Genomic DNA, 16,003 nt, shown 5'->3' on the forward strand with positions numbered 1-16,003 from the left:
CTGATGCCAATTATAGGCATGCAACCTGCGTTACAGGGAGTGTCCCCAGCGGGCGACCGTTTTACTTGTCGTCGAGATTCAGGTGCAGGTTGTCGATCAGGCGGGTGGCACCCAGGAAGGCGGCCACCAGGATCACCAGATCGCGGTCTTCAGACGCTGCCGGACGCAGGCTCAGGGCCTGGCGAATTTCCAGGTAGTCCGGGCGAAAACCTGCCGCGCTCAGTTGTTGCTGACCATTGGCGATCAACGCCGGATAGTTGCGTTCACCCTGCTCGATCGCGGCGGCCATCTGGCTCAGCACCCGATACAACGCTGGCGCCGTGGCGCGCTGTTCGTCGCTCAGGTAACCGTTGCGCGACGACAGCGCCAGGCCGTCTTCGGCGCGCACGGTCGGCTCGCCGATAATCTGGATCGGCATGTTCAGGTCACGTACCAGCGCGCGAATCACCGCCAACTGCTGGAAGTCCTTCTGACCGAACACGGCCAGGTCTGGCTGGACCATATTGAACAGCTTGCTGACCACCGTCGCCACGCCTTCGAAATGGCCCGGGCGGCTGGCACCGCAAAGCCCGTCGGAAAGCTGCGGGACACTGACCCGGGTCTGCCCGGCCATGCCGTCCGGGTACATCTCCTCGACGGTCGGGGCGAACAGCAGGTGGCAGCCGGCCTGGAGCAGTTTCTCCTGGTCGGCGGCGAGGGTTCGCGGGTACTTGTCGAGGTCTTCGCTGGGGCCGAACTGCAGCGGGTTGACGAAGATGCTGGCGACAACGAAATCGACCCGTTGCGCGGCTTTGGTCACCAGCGCGGCATGGCCGCTGTGCAGGTTGCCCATGGTCGGCACGAAGCCGATGCGTTTGCCTTCACTGCGCGCCCGCGCCACGGCGGCGCGCAGTTCGCGGACGGTCTTGACTGTATTCATGCACTGAACCCGTGTTCGCTGCCGGGGAAGCTGACATCCTTGACCGCGGCTACATAAGCCTTGAGCGCGCCTTGAATGTCGCTCTGGCCGGCCATGAAGTTCTTCACGAACTTCGGTACCCGGCCGGTCAGCGACAGGCCGAGCATGTCATGCAACACCAGCACCTGGCCGTCGGTGGCGCTGCCGGCGCCGATGCCGATCACCGGGATGCTCACCGCCTGGGTGATTTCCGCGGCCAGCTCGGTCGGTACGCATTCGAGCAGCAGCATGGCCGCACCGGCCTGCTCCAGGGCGATGGCGTCGGCGCGCATCTGCCGGGCCTGGTTTTCCTGGCGGCCTTGAACCTTGTAGCCACCGAGAATATTCACGGTCTGCGGGGTCAGGCCCATATGGGCACAGACCGGCACGCCACGCTCGGCTAGCAGGCGGATGGTTTCCGCCAGCCAGGCGGCGCCTTCGACCTTGACCATGTGCGCACCAGCCTGCATAAGCGCGCCGCTGTTGGCGAACGCCTGCTCGGTGGTGGCGCAGGCCATGAACGGCAGGTCGGCGAGAATCAGCGCACCTTCGTTGCCGCGTTTGACGCAGGCGGTGTGGTAGGCCATCTCGGCATTGGATACCGGCAAGGTGCTGTCATGGCCTTGCAGGACCATGCCCAGGGAGTCACCCACCAGCAATACTTCCACGCCGGCCCGGCTGGCGGCCTGGGCAAAGGTCGCGTCGTAGCAGGTCAGCATGGTTATTTTCTCACCCTTGGCCTTGAGGCTCTGCAGGGTGGTCAGGGTTACTTCTGGCATGAAAAGGAATCCTCGTTCAGGCGCTGTGAAAAACGACTGCGTACAACGCGTGTATTCATCTTCTGGAACAGCACATCATCGATCGTGGTGTTTGAAATACGACCTGTTCCAGGCCTATATACGCCTTTTTGCGGCGCTCGGGGCGCCACGGGACGCCTATAGTCGTGAGCGAGGGGGCTGAAGTCAATTACCCTGTTACCGCATTGTTACTAATGCGCTGTTACGGGCGTTACCGGCTGGGGGATCGCCCGGTTACAGGCGTTCCAGACCGACGAACGGGCAATCTGCCAGTAATTGGGACAGGGGCCGCTGATCGGCCAGGCAGAAGTCTTCGGGTACCAGTTCGGCCAGTGGGTAAAGGACGAACGGTCGGGCCTGCATGTGGTAATGCGGCACTTTCAGGCGCGGCACATCGATGACCTGGTCGCCGTACAGCAGGATGTCCAGGTCGAGGGTGCGCGGGCCCCAGCGCTCCTTGCGCTCGCGGCCCTGATCGGCCTCGATGGCCTGCAGCGCATCGAGCAGGTCGAGCGGCGCCAGGGTGGTCTCCAGCGCCGCCACGGCATTGGTGTAGCGCGGCTGGCCGGGCGACAGCGAGTCGCTGGTGTAGAAGGCCGAAACCCCGGCCAGGGCACTTTCATGCAACTGCCCCAGCGCCTCGACGGCGCTGCGCAGTTGTTGCTCGGGATCGGCCAGGTTGCTGCCCAGGCCAATGTAGGCGCGGATCATGTGTTACTCGCCTGCTGCGCCGTCGGCACGCTTGCGCTTGCTCGGGCTACGCTTGCGTTTGCGCGGGCCGGCACCGGCGCCTTCATCGCGGTTGCCCAGCTCGCGGATCATGTCGCGGCGCTCGCTGTCGTTGCAGTCCTGATAATCGGTCCACCACTGGCCAAGGCCATCGGTTTCTTCGCCAGCGCTTTCACGCAGCAGCAGGAAGTCGTAACCGGCGCGGAAGCGCGGGTTGTCGAGCAACAGGTCGGCACGCTTGCCGCTGCGCCGTGGCAGGCGCTCCTGCATGTCCCAGATCTCGCGAATCGGCATGGTGAAGCGCTTGGGGATAGCGATGCGCTGGCACTGCTCGGCGATCAGCTCGTGAGCGGCTTCATTCATTGCCGGGATCGGCGGCATGCCACGGCTTTGCAGGCGCAGGGCGCGACCCGGCAGCGCCGGCCAGAGCATGGCGGCGAACAGGAAGGCCGGGGTTACCGGCTTGCCCTGCCTGACGCGCAGGTCGGTATTGATCAATGCCTGGCTGATCAAGGTGTGGGTGTAGGTCGGATGCTCTTCGAGCGCCTCGGCACTGGCCGGGAACAGAGGGTCGAACAGCTCCAGGTCGACGAGCATTTCGAAGGTGTCGGCAGCCTGCCCGGAGAGGAACAGCTTGAGCGACTCTTCGAACAGGCGCGCCGCCGGGATCTCGCGCAGCATCGGCGCCAGCTGGCGAATCGGCTGCACGGTGTGCTTCTCGATGCCGAAATTGAGCTTGGCGGCGAAACGCACGGCACGCAGCATGCGTACCGGGTCTTCCTGATAGCGCTGGGTCGGGTCGCCGATCAGGCGGATCAGGCGGTTGCGGATGTCGTGCACGCCGTTGGCGTAATCGAGGATGCGCTCGCTGACCGGATCGTAATACAAGGCGTTGATGGTGAAGTCGCGGCGCTGCGCGTCTTCTTCCAGGGTGCCGTAGACATTGTCGCGCAGGATCCGCCCACTCTCGTTACGCGACGAGGTGTGGCTGTTCTCTTCTTCGCTTTCCGGGTGGTTGGCGCGGAAGGTGGCGACTTCGATGATTTCACGCCCGAAATGGATGTGAACCAGTTTGAAACGGCGACCGATGATACGGGCGTTACGAAATTCGGCGCGGACCTGTTCAGGGGTGGCGCTGGTGGCGACGTCGAAATCCTTGGGGGTGATGCCCAGAAGTTGGTCCCGCACGCAGCCACCGACCAGGTAGGCCTGGTAGCCAGCGTTTTGCAGGCGCTCGACGATGTTCACCGCATGGCGACTGAACTGGCCGCGTTGCAGCGAATGTTGACCACTATTGATCACTTCGGGCGTGGTGCGAATATGGTGCTGGCCACGCACGGTAGGACGGAATGACTGGAACAGCTTCTTCAGCATGGGATGCACTGTTTGAAGGAATGTTCGGCCAAAAACGAAGAATGGCCGCATGATGGGCGGGGATTCTAGCATTTACTCGGAGGATGGTGTAGGCGGTCGCGTCGGACGACGCACGGACAGGCTGGGGCGGGCAGAAACTACAAGGGGAGCCGAAGCTCCCCAAGAAGTAGTTGCGTGCTCTTATTGTTTTTTTGCCGGGCTTCTTGTTTTTGTTGAGTGCCCTGCCCACAAAAAAAGCTTGTGGGCGGTCTCCCTAATCGGGATCAAGAGCAAACGGATTGCTTTGGTCGCTGAGGTTGCAATGATCATGCGATCCAACCAGTTCAGGCCCTGCTTGAGTGCAGTTTTTATTGTTCTCTGCCTGGTTGTGGGGCAAGCCCCAAATACAACTCCTCTCCAAAAGAATCAGTTAGCTGCGCCTCCGCCGTCTTGTTCTTATTGTGCGTGAGCCGATTCGTCTTATTTTTATTGTCTTTTGCAGTGCTTGTTATTGTTCTTGTACCAAACATATAGCAGGTGCCGTGCCAACTTTTGCAAACCCCAGTAAAACAAGGGGTTGAAGCGTTTTTTGACGGCCTGGAGGGCGAAAAAAAACCGGGGCTTCGTTACCTTAAGCCCCGGTTTTTGTTACGACTTCATGTTGCGGTAACAGTTTGTCGCAAGGTGACGGTGTTACCGCCGCGCACCCGCACAACCTGCTGAAACGGCTCAGCTTTCGCTGGTGGCGCCACTCTTGCGTCGCGGAATACCCAGGCGCTGACGACGCTCCCACAGGCACTTGCGACTGACCCCGAGCTTGCGTGCAAGCTCGGTCTCGGTCATGTGGTCCTGGTGCTCGAGGACGAAATGCTGGAAGTAATCTTCCAGTGACAGATCTTCGGTCGGCTCGTGGCTGGTGTTGCTGGCGTTGCTGCCGGTACCCGGCAGGCCGGCAAACGGATCGTCGTCTACCAGGTCACTGAGTTCGATGTCGATGCCCAGCAGGTCGGCGGAAATTTCCGGGCTCTCGCACAGGATCACCGCACGCTCCACGGCGTTCTCCAGTTCGCGCACGTTACCTGGCCAGGAGTAGTGCCGAATGGCTTGCTCAGCGTCGTGGGCGAAGCGCAGGTCGTTGCGCCCGACCCGCGCACTCTGGCGGGCGAGGAAGGCATTGGCGATCTCGTTGACGTCGGCACCGCGCTCGCGCAAGGCCGGCAACTTGAGGGCGATGACGTGCAGGCGGTAATAAAGGTCTTCACGGAACTGGCCGACCTTGGCCAGGTTCTTCAGGTCGCGGTGGGTCGCGGCGATCAGGCGCACATCGACCTTTTGCGATTGCACCGAACCGACCCGGCGGATTTCGCCTTCCTGCAGCACGCGCAACAGGCGCGCCTGGGCTTCGAGTGGCAGTTCGCCGATCTCGTCGAGGAACAGCGTACCGCCATCGGCGGCTTCGACCAAGCCGGCACGTCCGGCACTGGCACCGGTAAAGGCGCCTTTTTCGTGGCCGAACAGTTCCGACTCGATCAGGGTTTCCGGGATGGCCGCACAGTTCACCGAGATCATCGGTGCCTTGGCCCGCCGCGAGAGGTTGTGCAGGGCGCGGGCCACCAGCTCTTTACCGGTTCCCGATTCGCCCTGGATCAGCACATTGGAGTCTGTTGGGGCGACCTTGCGGATCTTGCTGTACAGGTCTTGCATCGGTGGGCAGGAGCCGATGATGCCGATCTCGCCATTGGCCGCATTGCTGGCCGCGGCCTTGTCGCCACCTGCAGACTTGCCGTTGCCCCGTTCAGCGGGCGCGGCGGGCGCGTTCTGCCGGTCGCGCAGGATGCGGGCCACGGCCTGCAGCATTTCGTCGTGATCGAATGGCTTGGCGATGTAGTCCACCGCACCCATTTTCATCGAGTCGACGGCAGAACGCAGGCTCGCGTAGCTGGTCATGATCAGTACCGGCGTGCCCTGGCCGAGCTTGATCAGTTCGGTGCCAGGCGCGCCCGGCAGGCGCAGGTCGCTGACAATCAGGTCGAAGGTCGCAATGCTGAAGCGTTCCTGGGCTTCCTGCACCGAGCCGGCCTCGCTGACCTGGTACTGGTTGCGCTCAAGCAATCGGCGCAACGCCGAGCGGATAATGGTTTCGTCTTCGACGATCAGAATATGCGGCATTGATTCAATTCTCTCGACGGTCTCAGTTCACAGCGGACGTCGCTACGACATGGCGCGGCAGGGTCACTCGGATCCGGGTGCCACGTTGGCTCTGGCTATCGGCCGGGCTGTCGATGGTGATTTGTCCATAATGCTCTTCCACGATGGAATAGACCAGAGCAAGCCCCAGTCCGGTACCTTCGCCCGGGTCCTTGGTAGTGAAGAAGGGTTCGAACAGACGATCCATGATGTTTTTCGGGATACCGCTGCCTTCATCCTCGACGATCAGGTCGACGGTATGTTCGCTGGCTTCGCTCTTGACCCGTACGGCGCTGCCGGGCGGGGAGGCGTCGCGGGCGTTGGACAGCAGGTTGATCAGCACCTGGGCCAGGCGTTGCGGGTCGCCCTCGACCCAGTGTTCCGGGTCGCACAGGTTGAAGAACTGTACTTCGAAATTGCGCCGGTTCAAGGCCAGCAGACCGATGGCATCCTGGGCCACTTCGGCCAGGCACACCGGCTCATCGCTGTGCTGGTGGCTGCCGGCATGGGCAAAGCTCATCAACGACTGGACGATGCGCGAGATGCGTTTGGTCTGCTCCAGGATCTGGCTGCTCAGCTCGGTGATTTCGCCATCCTCTTCGCGCTCTTCGCGCAGGTTTTGCGCCAGGCAGGCGATACCGGTGACCGGGTTGCCGATCTCGTGGGCAACCCCGGCGGCCAGGCGGCCGATGCTGGCCAGGCGCTCGGAGTGCACCAGCTTGTCTTCCAGGGCCTGGGTTTCGGTGAGGTCTTCGACCAGCAGCACCAGGCCACTGTTACCCGGTGCCAGCGGCTCGTCGATGGCCGCCTTGTGCAGGTTCAGCCAGCGGGTCTGGCCGTCCAGGCCCAGGCGTTGCTTATGCAGGTGTTCGTCGGGCACGTTGATGAAGCCCAGCAGCAGGCCGCGCCAGGGTTCGCCGATGGTGGTCAGGCGCGAGCCGACCACGCGCTTGGCGGGGATACCGGTGAGCTCTTCCATGGCCTTGTTCCACATCAGGATTTCCTGGTCCTTGGCCAGCGAGCAAACGCCCATCGGCAACTCTTGCAGGGTCTGGCGGTGGTAACGGCGCAGGGCGTCGAGCTCGGCGGCCAGGCCAGTCAGGCGCGAGTGGTAGTCTTCCAGGCGGCTTTCGATGAAGTGGATGTCCTCGGTAACGTAGTTTTCGTTACCGGACTTGTAGGGCAGGAAGGTCTCGACCATGTCCTGGGCCACGCTCGGGCCCATCAGCCCTGACAGGTTGGCCTCGATGCGGTCGCGCAGGCGGCGCAGGGCATAAGGGCGGCGCTCGTCGAACGGCAGGTAGAGGTCGCGCAGGGCCTGTTCCACTTCCTTCTGTGCGGCCTTGGCACCCAGGGGCTTGGCCAGCTGGGTAGCGAACTCCTGGGGCGAGGCGGCGTGCAGCTCGCGGCGTTGCGGGCGACGCACGTTATCTACCGCACAGGCCTCGGCCGCGCTGACTTCTTCACTGCTGGCGTTGGTGAACAGCGAGATCAGGGTGAACAGCAGCACGTTGGCTGCCAGTGATGCGATTGCGGCCATGTGCCAACTGGTGTCGTCGAGCACATAGATCATGTTCAGCAGCGGAATGTAGAAGCCCTGCAGGTTGCCCACCAGCGGCAACAGCATGGTCACCATCCACACCAGGATCCCTGCCAGCAGCCCGGCAATGAAGCCGCGGCGGTTGGCGGTCGGCCAGTACAGCACCGAGAGCACCCCAGGCAGGAACTGCAGGGTGGCGACGAAGGCGACGATACCGAGGTTGGCCAGGTCCTGCTGGCTGCCCAGAGTCAGGTAGAAGCCGAAACCGGCGGCGATGATGGCAACGATCAGCGCCCGGCGGGTCCACTTCAGCCAGCGATAGATATTGCCCTCGGCCGGTGGCTGGTACAGCGGCAGCACCAGGTGGTTGAGGGCCATGCCCGAAAGTGCCAGGGTGGTGACGATGATCAGCCCGCTGGAGGCCGATAGCCCGCCGATATAGGCCAGTAACGCCAGCGCCTGGTTGTTGGCGGCGATGCCCAGGCCCAGGGTGAAGTATTCCGGGCTGGTGCTGGCGCCCATTTTCAGGCCGGCCCAGAGAATCAGCGGCACGGCCAGGCTCATCAGCAGCAGGAACAGCGGCAGGCCCCAGCTGGCGCTGACCAGCGAGCGCGGATTGAGGTTTTCGGTAAAGGCCATGTGATACATGTGCGGCATGACGATGGCCGAGGCGAAGAACACCAGCAGCAGGGTGCGCCATGGGCCTTCCTGCAACGGTGTGTGCAAGGCGGCGAGGGCGGTCTGGTTCTGCAACAACCAGACTTCCAGTTCATGCGGACCGCCGAAGACGCCGTACAGCGCATAAAGGCCGATACCGCCCAGGGCCAGCAGCTTGATCACCGACTCGAAGGCAATGGCAAACACCAGGCCTTCGTGTTTCTCCCGGGTGGCGATGTGCCGCGAGCCAAAGAAGATGGTGAACAGGGTGATCAGCGCGCAAAAGGCAAAGGCGACCCGCGCCTTGACCGGCTCGCCGGTAAGAATACTGATCGAGTCAGCCACCGCCTGGATCTGCAGCGCCAGCAACGGCAGTACGCCAATCAACATGAAGATGGTGGTGAGCGCCCCGGCCCAGGTGCTGCGAAAGCGGAAGGCGATCAGGTCGGCCAGCGACGACAATTGATAGGTACGGGTGATCTTCAGGATCGGGTACAGCAGCACCGGCGCCAGCAGGAAGGCCCCGGACACCCCGAGGTAACAGGCGAGAAAGCCGTAGCCGTACTGGTAGGCCAGGCCCACCGAGCCATAAAAGGCCCAGGCACTGGCATAGACGCCCAGCGACAGGGTGTAGGTCAGCGGGTGGCGGATGATCGAGCGCGGGATCATCCCGCGTTCGCTGACCCAGGCCACGCCGAACAGCACCAGCAGGTAGGCGGCGCTGATCAGGATCATCTGGGTCAGGCTAAAGCTCATCGGCATCACGTTGGCTCTGCAGGATAAAGGTCACGACGATCAGGATCAGCCAGAGCAGGTAAGGGCGATACCAGGCACCGGTTGGCTCGATCCACCAGTCCATGATGGCCGGGGAGAACAGGTAGATCCCCACGACCAGAAGCAGGACCAAACGATAGATATACATGCTGGCCTCAAAGGTTAGGGCGCTGCGGCTTGGACTTATTATTGGCGCAAATGGCTGCGGCGATGGTAACGGGCTTGTGCGTTTTTGCCAAAGAATTGAATTTACTAGGCTTTCTGCATGACTGGTAGGAGCGGGCTTGCCCCGCGATCAAGTGCGGATTGCCCTCATCGCGGGGCACCGCCGCTCCTGCAAGGGTCAGTGCAGGTCGGCCTCGGGCACGCTCAGGCGTCGGGGCAGGGCGTCGGGGTTCCAGTGCAGTGCGGCATGCGCCAGCACTTCGCCCGGGGTGCCTTGCTCCATGCCCGCTTCAGTCGCCTGGCCCAGCGCGCGCAATGCCCGCAGCAGCAAGGGCGTCGCCTGCTCGGCGGCCAGTGGCGGTGAACGGTAGGACTTGCCCAGCTTGTGTCCGTCCGGCTGCACGATCAGTGGCACATGCAGGTAACGCGGTTGCGACAGCCCCAGCAATTCTTGTAGGTACAGCTGGCGTGGAGTGTTGTCGAGCAGGTCGGCGCCGCGAACGATATCGGTCACCCCTTGCCAGGCGTCATCCAGCACCACGGCCAGTTGATAAGCGTACAGGCCATCGCGGCGGCGAATGACAAAGTCGCCGACCTCGCGGCCCAGATGCTGTTCGAAACGGCCCTGGACCCGGTCATCGAAATGGTAGGCCAGCTCTGGCACCCGTACGCGGATGGCCGCGTCCTCGCAGCCGTGCCCGGCGTTGCGGCACAGGCCCGGGTAAACGCCGTGATAGCCTTCGAGCTGCTTGCGCGAGCAGGTGCAGGCGTAGGCCAGACCCTGACGGAACAGGCGTTCGATCACTTCGGCATAGGCCTCGTGGCGCCGGCTCTGGTACACCACCTCGCCATCCCATTCCAGGCCGTAGCTTTCCAGGGTGTTGAGGATCGCTGCCTGGGCGCCGGGGGCTTCGCGGGGCGGGTCGATGTCTTCCATGCGCACCAGCCAGGTGCCGCCGACCGCACGCGCGTCCAGCCATGAGGCCAGGGCGGCGACCAGCGAGCCGAAGTGCAGGAAACCACTGGGGGTAGGGGCGAAGCGCCCGATGTAGCGAGGGTTGTTCATGCTCATGGACGCAACTGCAGAGGAATACGTATAGCCATAAATGAAACGGGGCGCCTTGAGCGCCCCGTTCTGGTCAGGTCAGGCTTTGCCGACCTGTTTTTCCTTGATTTCCGCCAAGGTCTTGCAGTCGTAGCACATGTCGGCGGTCGGGCGCGCTTCGAGGCGACGCAGGCCGATTTCGACACCGCATTTTTCGCACCAGCCGTATTCTTCATCGACGATCAGCTGCAGCGTCTTGTCGATCTTCTTGATCAGCTTGCGCTCACGGTCACGGTTGCGCAGTTCCAGGGCGAATTCTTCTTCCTGGCTGGCACGGTCGGCTGGGTCAGGGAAGTTGGCCGCTTCATCCTTCATGTGGTCAACGGTGTTGTCCACGCTGATCATCAGCTCTTTCTTCCAGCCATTGAGGAGCTTGGTGAAGTGGTCGCGCATGGCTTTGCTCATGTATTCCTCACCCTTTGTCTCTTTATAGGGTTCGACGCCATGAACAAGAACTGACTGACTTTGTTGCTTTTCTTGGGTGGACATGAATAGACCGCCTCTCACTCTTCTAATCCATTGCGCAGGCTGCTCCATCTCCGGCGCCCGCCGGCCCTGCGACTGCGAGCCGCCGAACTTACCAGATCGAATCGGGGTACGCTACTCCCGGTTGTCAAGGCCGGGACAACTGTGCCAGGCCTTGATGATCTTTGCAGTGGACCACAGCTTTTGCCACACGTTCGACCCAGTGCATGAGTAGAATCATTATTCTAGACCCTTTTGAGAGAAGGCTAATGGCCCAGCCCTACAGTGCGCGCAGCCGCGCCATCGAACCTTTCCACGTGATGGCCCTGCTGGCCCGCGCCAACGAGCTGCAGGCGAGCGGCCGCGACGTGATCCATCTGGAAATCGGCGAACCGGATTTCACCACCGCCGCGCCGATCGTCGAGGCCGGCCAGGCCGCACTGGCCCAGGGGCATACCCGTTATACCGCCGCCCGCGGGCTGCCGGCACTGCGTGAGGCGATTGCCGGGTTCTATCAGCAGCGCTACGGGCTGAGCATCGACCCGCAGCGCATCCTCATCACTCCGGGTGGTTCCGGCGCCTTGCTGCTGGCCGCAAGCCTGTTGGTCGACCCGGGCAAGCACTGGCTGCTGGCCGACCCGGGTTACCCGTGCAACCGGCATTTCCTGCGCCTGGTCGAAGGTGCTGCGCAACTGGTGCCGGTGGGGCCAGAGGTGAATTATCAATTGACCGCCGATCTGGTCGAGCGCTACTGGGACCAGGACACCGTCGGCGCCCTGGTGGCGTCACCTGCCAACCCGACGGGGACGGTGCTCGATCGCGACCAGCTTGCCGGCCTGTCGACCGCTACCTGCGCGCGCAAGGGTCACCTGGTGGTGGACGAGATCTACCACGGCCTGACCTACGGCATGGATGCGCCAAGTGTGCTGGAAGTCGACGACGAGGCGTTCGTCCTTAATAGTTTTTCCAAGTATTTCGGCATGACCGGTTGGCGCCTGGGGTGGCTGGTGGCGCCACCGGCAGCAGTGGCTGACCTGGAAAAACTCGCGCAAAACCTTTACATCAGCGCGCCAAGCATGGCCCAGCATGCAGCGCTGGCGTGCTTCCAGCCAGCCACCCTGGCGATCCTCGAAGAGCGCCGTGCCGAGTTCGCCCGTCGTCGCGACTTCCTCCTGCCCGCATTGCGCGGGTTGGGTTTCCAGATCGCCGTCGAGCCTCAGGGTGCCTTCTATCTGTATGCCGACATCAGCGCTTTTGGCGGTGATGCCTTCGCCTTCTGCCGGCACTTCCTCGAAACCGAGCATGTGGCCTTTACCCCGGGCCTGGATTTTGGCCGTCACCAGGCCGGGCACCATGTGCGCTTTGCCTACACCCAGAGCTTGCCGCGCTTGCAGGAAGCGGTTGAGCGGATTGCCCGTGGACTGCGGAGCTGGCAAGGCTGATGCGTTTTTCTCCAACACTTGAAACCGCACGCTTACTGCGTCGCTACAAGCGCTTCCTGGCCGACATCGAACTGGCCAACGGCGAGCAGATGACCATTCACTGCCCCAACACCGGTTCGATGTTCAATTGCATGGTCGAGGGCGGCCAGGTCTGGTTCAGCCGCTCCAACGATCCCAAGCGCAAGCTGCCCGGTACCTGGGAAATCAGCGAAACGCCGCAAGGGCGCCTGGCCTGTGTCAACACCGGGCGGGCCAACGCCCTGGTAGAAGAGGCCTTGCGTGCCGGCGTCATCAGCGAGCTGGCCGGATTTACCGGGCTCAAGCGCGAGGTGGCCTACGGTGAAGAACGCAGCCGGGTGGATTTTCGCCTGGAGTTTGCTGACGGTCCGGCCTATGTCGAGGTCAAGAGCGTGACCCTGGGCTTTGATGACTCCAGCGTGGCCGCCTTCCCCGATGCGGTGACCCAGCGCGGCGCCAAGCACCTGCGTGAGCTGGCAACCCTGGCACGCCAGGGTGTGCGCGCGGTGCAGCTATATTGCGTGAACCTCAGCGGTGTCGAAGCCGTACGCCCGGCCGACGAGATCGACAGTGCCTATGCCGAGGCGCTGCGCGCTGCGGTGGCCGATGGCGTCGAGGTGCTAGCCTACGGCACGCGGATCGATGGCGAACAGGTCTATATCGATCGGCCGTTACCGGTGTTGCTCAGTCGATAAACCAGATGCCCTGGTTGTCTTCGTGGCAGTCCAGGGCAGTCAGTTGCTCGCCCTCGCAGGGGCCCGCCACGCATTCGCCGGACTCGATCAGAAACAGCGCGCCGTGGCGCCCGCAGGCGATCAGGCTGGCGCTGCTGTCGAGAAAGGCGTCAGGCTCCCAGTTCAACGGGATCCCGCGATGGGGGCAGTAATTGCGGTACAGGTAGACCGTGCCTGCGCGCCGAACCGCGAAAATCCCGAGGTCATCGACACTGAAGCCTCGGCTCTGGCCTTCGCCCAGGTGTTCGGAACGACAAAGAAAATGCATGGTGAGGGTTACTCGAAGTCACAGTGACGGCTTGACGTGCAAATGCAAATAATTATCAAATTGCCTGCATCAGCCGTATCGGGCGCTTTATACCGCGCGTCCCCGGCATTATCCACCCGGATTGCCGCTCCTCCTCATTCAAGGAAGCCTGTTATGCGCCCACGTGCCCGCCTGATCGCCCTATGTGCCGGTCTTGTGTTCAACACCTTGGCCCAGGCCGACACGTTGCCGCAGCGCTGGGTCAGCGCCGGTGGGGCACTGAGCGAGTGGGTGGCGGCGCTGGGCGGCGAGCAGAAGCTGGTCGGGGTCGATACCACCAGCCAGCATCCGCAATCGCTCAAGGCGTTGCCGAGTATCGGTTATCAGCGCCAGCTGTCCGCCGAAGGGGTGCTGAGCCTGCGTCCGGATGTGCTGGTGGGCACCGAAGAAATGGGCCCGCCGCCGGTGCTCGCGCAAATCCGCGGGGCCGGGGTCAAGGTCGAACTGCTTTCGAGCAAGGCCGACCTTGGCGCAGTCGAAACCAATCTGCAGCAGCTGGGCCGCTTGCTCGGCAATGAGCAACAAGCCCAGCAACTGTTCGCCGAGTACCGTCAGCAACTCGATGCCCTGCAGGGCAAGATCAAGCAACTGCAAAACAGCCAAGCCGCCCCGGGCGTGATCCTGCTGGTCGGCCATGCCGGCTCCAAACCAATGATTGCCGGCAAAGGCACTGCCGGCGACTGGTTGCTCAAGCAGGCCGGTGCGCGCAACCTGGCTGACAACGAAGGCTACAAGAACTTCTCCATAGAGGCCTTGGCGGCCCTCGATCCCGATGTGCTGGTATTCGCCGACCGTAGTCTGAGCGGTGACCAGGCCTTGCAGGCATTGCTCAAGGAAAACCCCGCCCTGAATGCTTCGCGTGCCGCACGTAACAAGCGCATGATCGAGCTGGACCCGACCCTGCTGGTTGGTGGTCTCGGTCCGCGTCTGCCGTCTACCTTGCAGAGCCTTTCCCAAGCCTTCTACCCGACCGCGCAATGAACCGGCTGGTCAAACCGCGCACGCTGTTCGTCACCCTGACGCTGCTGTGCCTGCTGGCGATCTGGTTGTCGCTGGCGCTGGGGCCGGTCAGCCTGCCACTGATCGATACCCTGCGCGCCGGCGCCCGGCTGATCGGGTTGCCGGTGGCCGGGGAAGGGCTGGAGCAGGCCGAGCTGATCCTCGGCCAGATTCGTTTGCCGCGGACTTTGCTCGGGCTGACCGTGGGCGCCGTGCTGGCGCTGTCCGGGGTGGCGATGCAGGGGCTGTTTCGCAACCCGCTGGCCGACCCTGGCCTGGTCGGCGTGTCCGCTGGCGCCGCGCTCGGTGCGGCGGTGGCGATTGTCGGCGGCTCATGGATGGGCGGTATTCCCGAGGTATTCGCTCCTTATTTGTTATCGCTGTGTGCGTTTCTCGGTGGCCTCGGGGTGACCGCGCTGGTGTACCGCCTGGGCCGACGTGATGGTCAGACCAACGTAGCGACCATGCTCCTTGCCGGTATCGCCTTGACCGCCCTGGCCGGCGCGGCCGTGGGGCTGTTCACTTACCTGGCCGATGACGCCACCTTGCGCACCCTGACGTTCTGGAACCTGGGCAGCCTCAATGGCGCCAGTTATCAGCGCCTCTGGCCACTGGTGCTGGTCGCCGTGGTGGTCTCACTGTGGCTGCCGCGCCGGGCTCAGGCCTTGAATGCCTTGTTGCTGGGCGAATCCGAAGCGCGGCACCTGGGCATCGAGGTCGAGAAGCTCAAGCGCGAACTGGTGTTCTGTACCGCCTTGGGGGTTGGCGCGGCGGTAGCGGCGGCGGGGCTGATCGGCTTTATCGGCCTGGTGGTGCCGCATCTGGTGCGCTTGCTGGCCGGGCCTGATCACCGCGTGCTGTTACCGGCCTCGCTGTTGGCTGGCGCTTCGCTGTTGCTGTTCGCCGACCTGATCGCCCGTTTGGCGCTGGCGCCTGCGGAGCTGCCGATCGGTATCGTCACCGCGTTCATTGGTGCGCCGTTCTTCCTTTATCTGCTGTTGCGAGGGCGTGCCTGATGCTGCGAGTCGAGAACCTGTCCCTGCGCCGTGGCGCGAACCAGGTCCTGAGCGATATCAGCCTGGCGCTGCAACCTGGCCAGGTACTTGGGGTTCTGGGTCCCAACGGTGCGGGCAAAAGCAGCCTGCTCGGGGTGATGTGCGGCGAGCTGAATGCCAGCCAGGGGCGGGTGACCCTGGATGACCGAGGCCTGTCCGACTGGCCAGGCCAGCAGCGCGCCCAGCGCCTGGCGGTGTTGCCGCAAGTCTCCAGCCTGGGTTTTGCCTTCAAGGTTGAAGAGGTGGTCGGCATGGGCCGTTTGCCGCATAAAACCGGCCTCGAACGTGACCAGCAGATCATCGACGCGGCCCTGCAGGCGGCGGATGCCGGCCATCTGATCGGGCGCAGCTATCTGGCACTCTCCGGCGGCGAGCGTCAGCGCGTGCACCTGGCGCGGGTGCTGGCGCAGCTGTGGCCAGGGGAGGACGGGCGAATCCTGCTGCTTGACGAGCCGACCTCGATGCTCGACCCACTGCACCAGCACACCACCTTGCAAGCGGTCCGCGAGTTCGCTGATCGTGGTGCGGCGGTGATGGTCATCCTCCATGACCTGAACCTGGCGGCGCGCTACTGTGACCGTATCCTGCTGCTCGAACAGGGCCGCGCCCACGCCCTGGATACCCCGCAGCAGGTGTTGCGCCCCGATTCCCTCAAGGCGGTGTTCGGCATCGATGTGCTGGTACAGCCTCATCCCGAGCGGGGGCACCCGCTGATCATCGCCCGTTAGGAGAACTGCCC

The 16,003-nt window shown here is 63.2% G+C and carries 15 protein-coding genes; 5 read left to right on the plus strand and 10 right to left on the minus strand.

Annotated features, from left to right (window positions below; translation table 11 throughout):
• Positions 1 to 61: 61 nt before the first annotated feature.
• The 9 genes from panC to dksA all read right to left on the minus strand — a co-directional run bounded on the left by panC (position 62) and on the right by dksA (position 10,733).
• Positions 62 to 919 (minus strand): pantoate--beta-alanine ligase, encoded by an 858-nt coding sequence (gene panC, locus JV241A_RS03210; RefSeq protein WP_115085245.1) that lies wholly within the window; start codon positions 917 to 919, stop codon positions 62 to 64.
• Positions 916 to 1,716 carry a 3-methyl-2-oxobutanoate hydroxymethyltransferase gene (panB, locus tag JV241A_RS03215; protein ID WP_115085246.1) on the minus strand — a complete coding sequence of 267 codons (801 nt, stop codon included), beginning with the start codon at positions 1,714 to 1,716 and terminating at the stop codon, positions 916 to 918. The genes panC and panB overlap by 4 nt, the downstream gene beginning before the upstream one ends.
• A gap of 252 nt (positions 1,717 to 1,968) precedes the next feature.
• The gene (gene folK, locus JV241A_RS03220) at positions 1,969 to 2,445 is read right to left on the minus strand and encodes a 2-amino-4-hydroxy-6-hydroxymethyldihydropteridine diphosphokinase (protein WP_134061344.1); all 477 of its coding nucleotides are present in this window, start codon (positions 2,443 to 2,445) and stop codon (positions 1,969 to 1,971) included.
• Positions 2,446 to 2,448: 3 nt separating this feature from the next.
• A complete protein-coding gene (locus tag JV241A_RS03225; RefSeq protein WP_166675634.1) occupies positions 2,449 to 3,837 on the minus strand; it encodes a polynucleotide adenylyltransferase PcnB in 1,389 nt (462 codons plus the stop codon).
• A 708-nt stretch (positions 3,838 to 4,545) separates the two neighbouring features.
• Entirely contained in the window at positions 4,546 to 5,985 is a 1,440-nt protein-coding gene (locus JV241A_RS03230) for a sigma-54 dependent transcriptional regulator (protein ID WP_115085249.1), read from the minus strand.
• A gap of 22 nt (positions 5,986 to 6,007) precedes the next feature.
• Positions 6,008 to 8,962: a sensor histidine kinase gene (locus JV241A_RS03235; protein ID WP_166675635.1), complete on the minus strand. Its 2,955-nt coding sequence runs from the start codon at positions 8,960 to 8,962 to the stop codon at positions 6,008 to 6,010.
• Positions 8,946 to 9,122: a hypothetical protein gene (locus JV241A_RS03240; RefSeq protein WP_003250005.1), complete on the minus strand. Its 177-nt coding sequence runs from the start codon at positions 9,120 to 9,122 to the stop codon at positions 8,946 to 8,948. Before JV241A_RS03240 ends, JV241A_RS03235 begins: the two co-directional genes overlap by 17 nt.
• 195 nt (positions 9,123 to 9,317) lie before the next feature.
• Entirely contained in the window at positions 9,318 to 10,205 is an 888-nt protein-coding gene (gene gluQRS, locus JV241A_RS03245) for a tRNA glutamyl-Q(34) synthetase GluQRS (RefSeq protein WP_134061345.1), read from the minus strand.
• 78 nt (positions 10,206 to 10,283) lie between these two features.
• Positions 10,284 to 10,733 carry an RNA polymerase-binding protein DksA gene (dksA, locus tag JV241A_RS03250; protein WP_115085250.1) on the minus strand — a complete coding sequence of 150 codons (450 nt, stop codon included), beginning with the start codon at positions 10,731 to 10,733 and terminating at the stop codon, positions 10,284 to 10,286.
• Positions 10,734 to 10,978: 245 nt separating this feature from the next.
• On the opposite strand from dksA, the gene JV241A_RS03255 reads away from it, so the two are divergent.
• Both JV241A_RS03255 and sfsA read left to right on the plus strand, forming a co-directional pair.
• The gene (locus JV241A_RS03255) at positions 10,979 to 12,151 is read left to right on the plus strand and encodes a pyridoxal phosphate-dependent aminotransferase (protein ID WP_134061346.1); all 1,173 of its coding nucleotides are present in this window, start codon (positions 10,979 to 10,981) and stop codon (positions 12,149 to 12,151) included.
• Positions 12,151 to 12,864: a DNA/RNA nuclease SfsA gene (gene sfsA, locus JV241A_RS03260; RefSeq protein WP_115085252.1), complete on the plus strand. Its 714-nt coding sequence runs from the start codon at positions 12,151 to 12,153 to the stop codon at positions 12,862 to 12,864. The genes JV241A_RS03255 and sfsA overlap by 1 nt, the downstream gene beginning before the upstream one ends.
• On the opposite strand, the gene JV241A_RS03265 is transcribed toward sfsA, so the two are convergent.
• Positions 12,854 to 13,171, minus strand: a complete 318-nt coding sequence (locus tag JV241A_RS03265) for a Rieske 2Fe-2S domain-containing protein (RefSeq protein WP_134061347.1) — start codon at positions 13,169 to 13,171, stop codon at positions 12,854 to 12,856. The genes sfsA and JV241A_RS03265 overlap by 11 nt on opposite strands.
• Positions 13,172 to 13,324: 153 nt before the next feature.
• On the opposite strand from JV241A_RS03265, the gene JV241A_RS03270 reads away from it, so the two are divergent.
• Genes JV241A_RS03270 through JV241A_RS03280 form a run of 3 tightly spaced genes read left to right on the plus strand, consistent with a single transcriptional unit; the run spans position 13,325 to position 15,992 of the window.
• On the plus strand, positions 13,325 to 14,191 hold the full coding sequence (locus tag JV241A_RS03270) for an ABC transporter substrate-binding protein (RefSeq protein ID WP_134061348.1): 867 nt from the start codon (positions 13,325 to 13,327) through the stop codon (positions 14,189 to 14,191).
• A gap of 50 nt (positions 14,192 to 14,241) precedes the next feature.
• Positions 14,242 to 15,225, plus strand: a complete 984-nt coding sequence (locus JV241A_RS03275; protein WP_177414825.1) for an iron ABC transporter permease — start codon at positions 14,242 to 14,244, stop codon at positions 15,223 to 15,225.
• On the plus strand, positions 15,225 to 15,992 hold the full coding sequence (locus tag JV241A_RS03280) for a heme ABC transporter ATP-binding protein (RefSeq protein WP_134061350.1): 768 nt from the start codon (positions 15,225 to 15,227) through the stop codon (positions 15,990 to 15,992). The genes JV241A_RS03275 and JV241A_RS03280 overlap by 1 nt, the downstream gene beginning before the upstream one ends.
• Positions 15,993 to 16,003 lie beyond the last annotated feature (11 nt).

The organism is Pseudomonas sp. JV241A (genome assembly GCF_900275665.1).
GTDB lineage: Bacteria > Pseudomonadota > Gammaproteobacteria > Pseudomonadales > Pseudomonadaceae > Aquipseudomonas > Aquipseudomonas wadenswilerensis.

Coding starts and splice junctions, on each gene's coding strand:
- panC (WP_115085245.1), bottom strand. CDS start 919: ATGAATACAGTCAAGACCGTCCGCGAACTGCGCGCCGCCGTGGCGCGG.
- panB (WP_115085246.1), bottom strand. CDS start 1,716: ATGCCAGAAGTAACCCTGACCACCCTGCAGAGCCTCAAGGCCAAGGGT.
- folK (WP_134061344.1), bottom strand. CDS start 2,445: ATGATCCGCGCCTACATTGGCCTGGGCAGCAACCTGGCCGATCCCGAG.
- JV241A_RS03225 (WP_166675634.1), bottom strand. CDS start 3,837: ATGCTGAAGAAGCTGTTCCAGTCATTCCGTCCTACCGTGCGTGGCCAG.
- JV241A_RS03230 (WP_115085249.1), bottom strand. CDS start 5,985: ATGCCGCATATTCTGATCGTCGAAGACGAAACCATTATCCGCTCGGCG.
- JV241A_RS03235 (WP_166675635.1), bottom strand. CDS start 8,962: ATGCCGATGAGCTTTAGCCTGACCCAGATGATCCTGATCAGCGCCGCC.
- JV241A_RS03240 (WP_003250005.1), bottom strand. CDS start 9,122: ATGTATATCTATCGTTTGGTCCTGCTTCTGGTCGTGGGGATCTACCTG.
- gluQRS (WP_134061345.1), bottom strand. CDS start 10,205: ATGAACAACCCTCGCTACATCGGGCGCTTCGCCCCTACCCCCAGTGGT.
- dksA (WP_115085250.1), bottom strand. CDS start 10,733: ATGTCCACCCAAGAAAAGCAACAAAGTCAGTCAGTTCTTGTTCATGGC.
- JV241A_RS03255 (WP_134061346.1), top strand. CDS start 10,979: ATGGCCCAGCCCTACAGTGCGCGCAGCCGCGCCATCGAACCTTTCCAC.
- sfsA (WP_115085252.1), top strand. CDS start 12,151: ATGCGTTTTTCTCCAACACTTGAAACCGCACGCTTACTGCGTCGCTAC.
- JV241A_RS03265 (WP_134061347.1), bottom strand. CDS start 13,171: ATGCATTTTCTTTGTCGTTCCGAACACCTGGGCGAAGGCCAGAGCCGA.
- JV241A_RS03270 (WP_134061348.1), top strand. CDS start 13,325: ATGCGCCCACGTGCCCGCCTGATCGCCCTATGTGCCGGTCTTGTGTTC.
- JV241A_RS03280 (WP_134061350.1), top strand. CDS start 15,225: ATGCTGCGAGTCGAGAACCTGTCCCTGCGCCGTGGCGCGAACCAGGTC.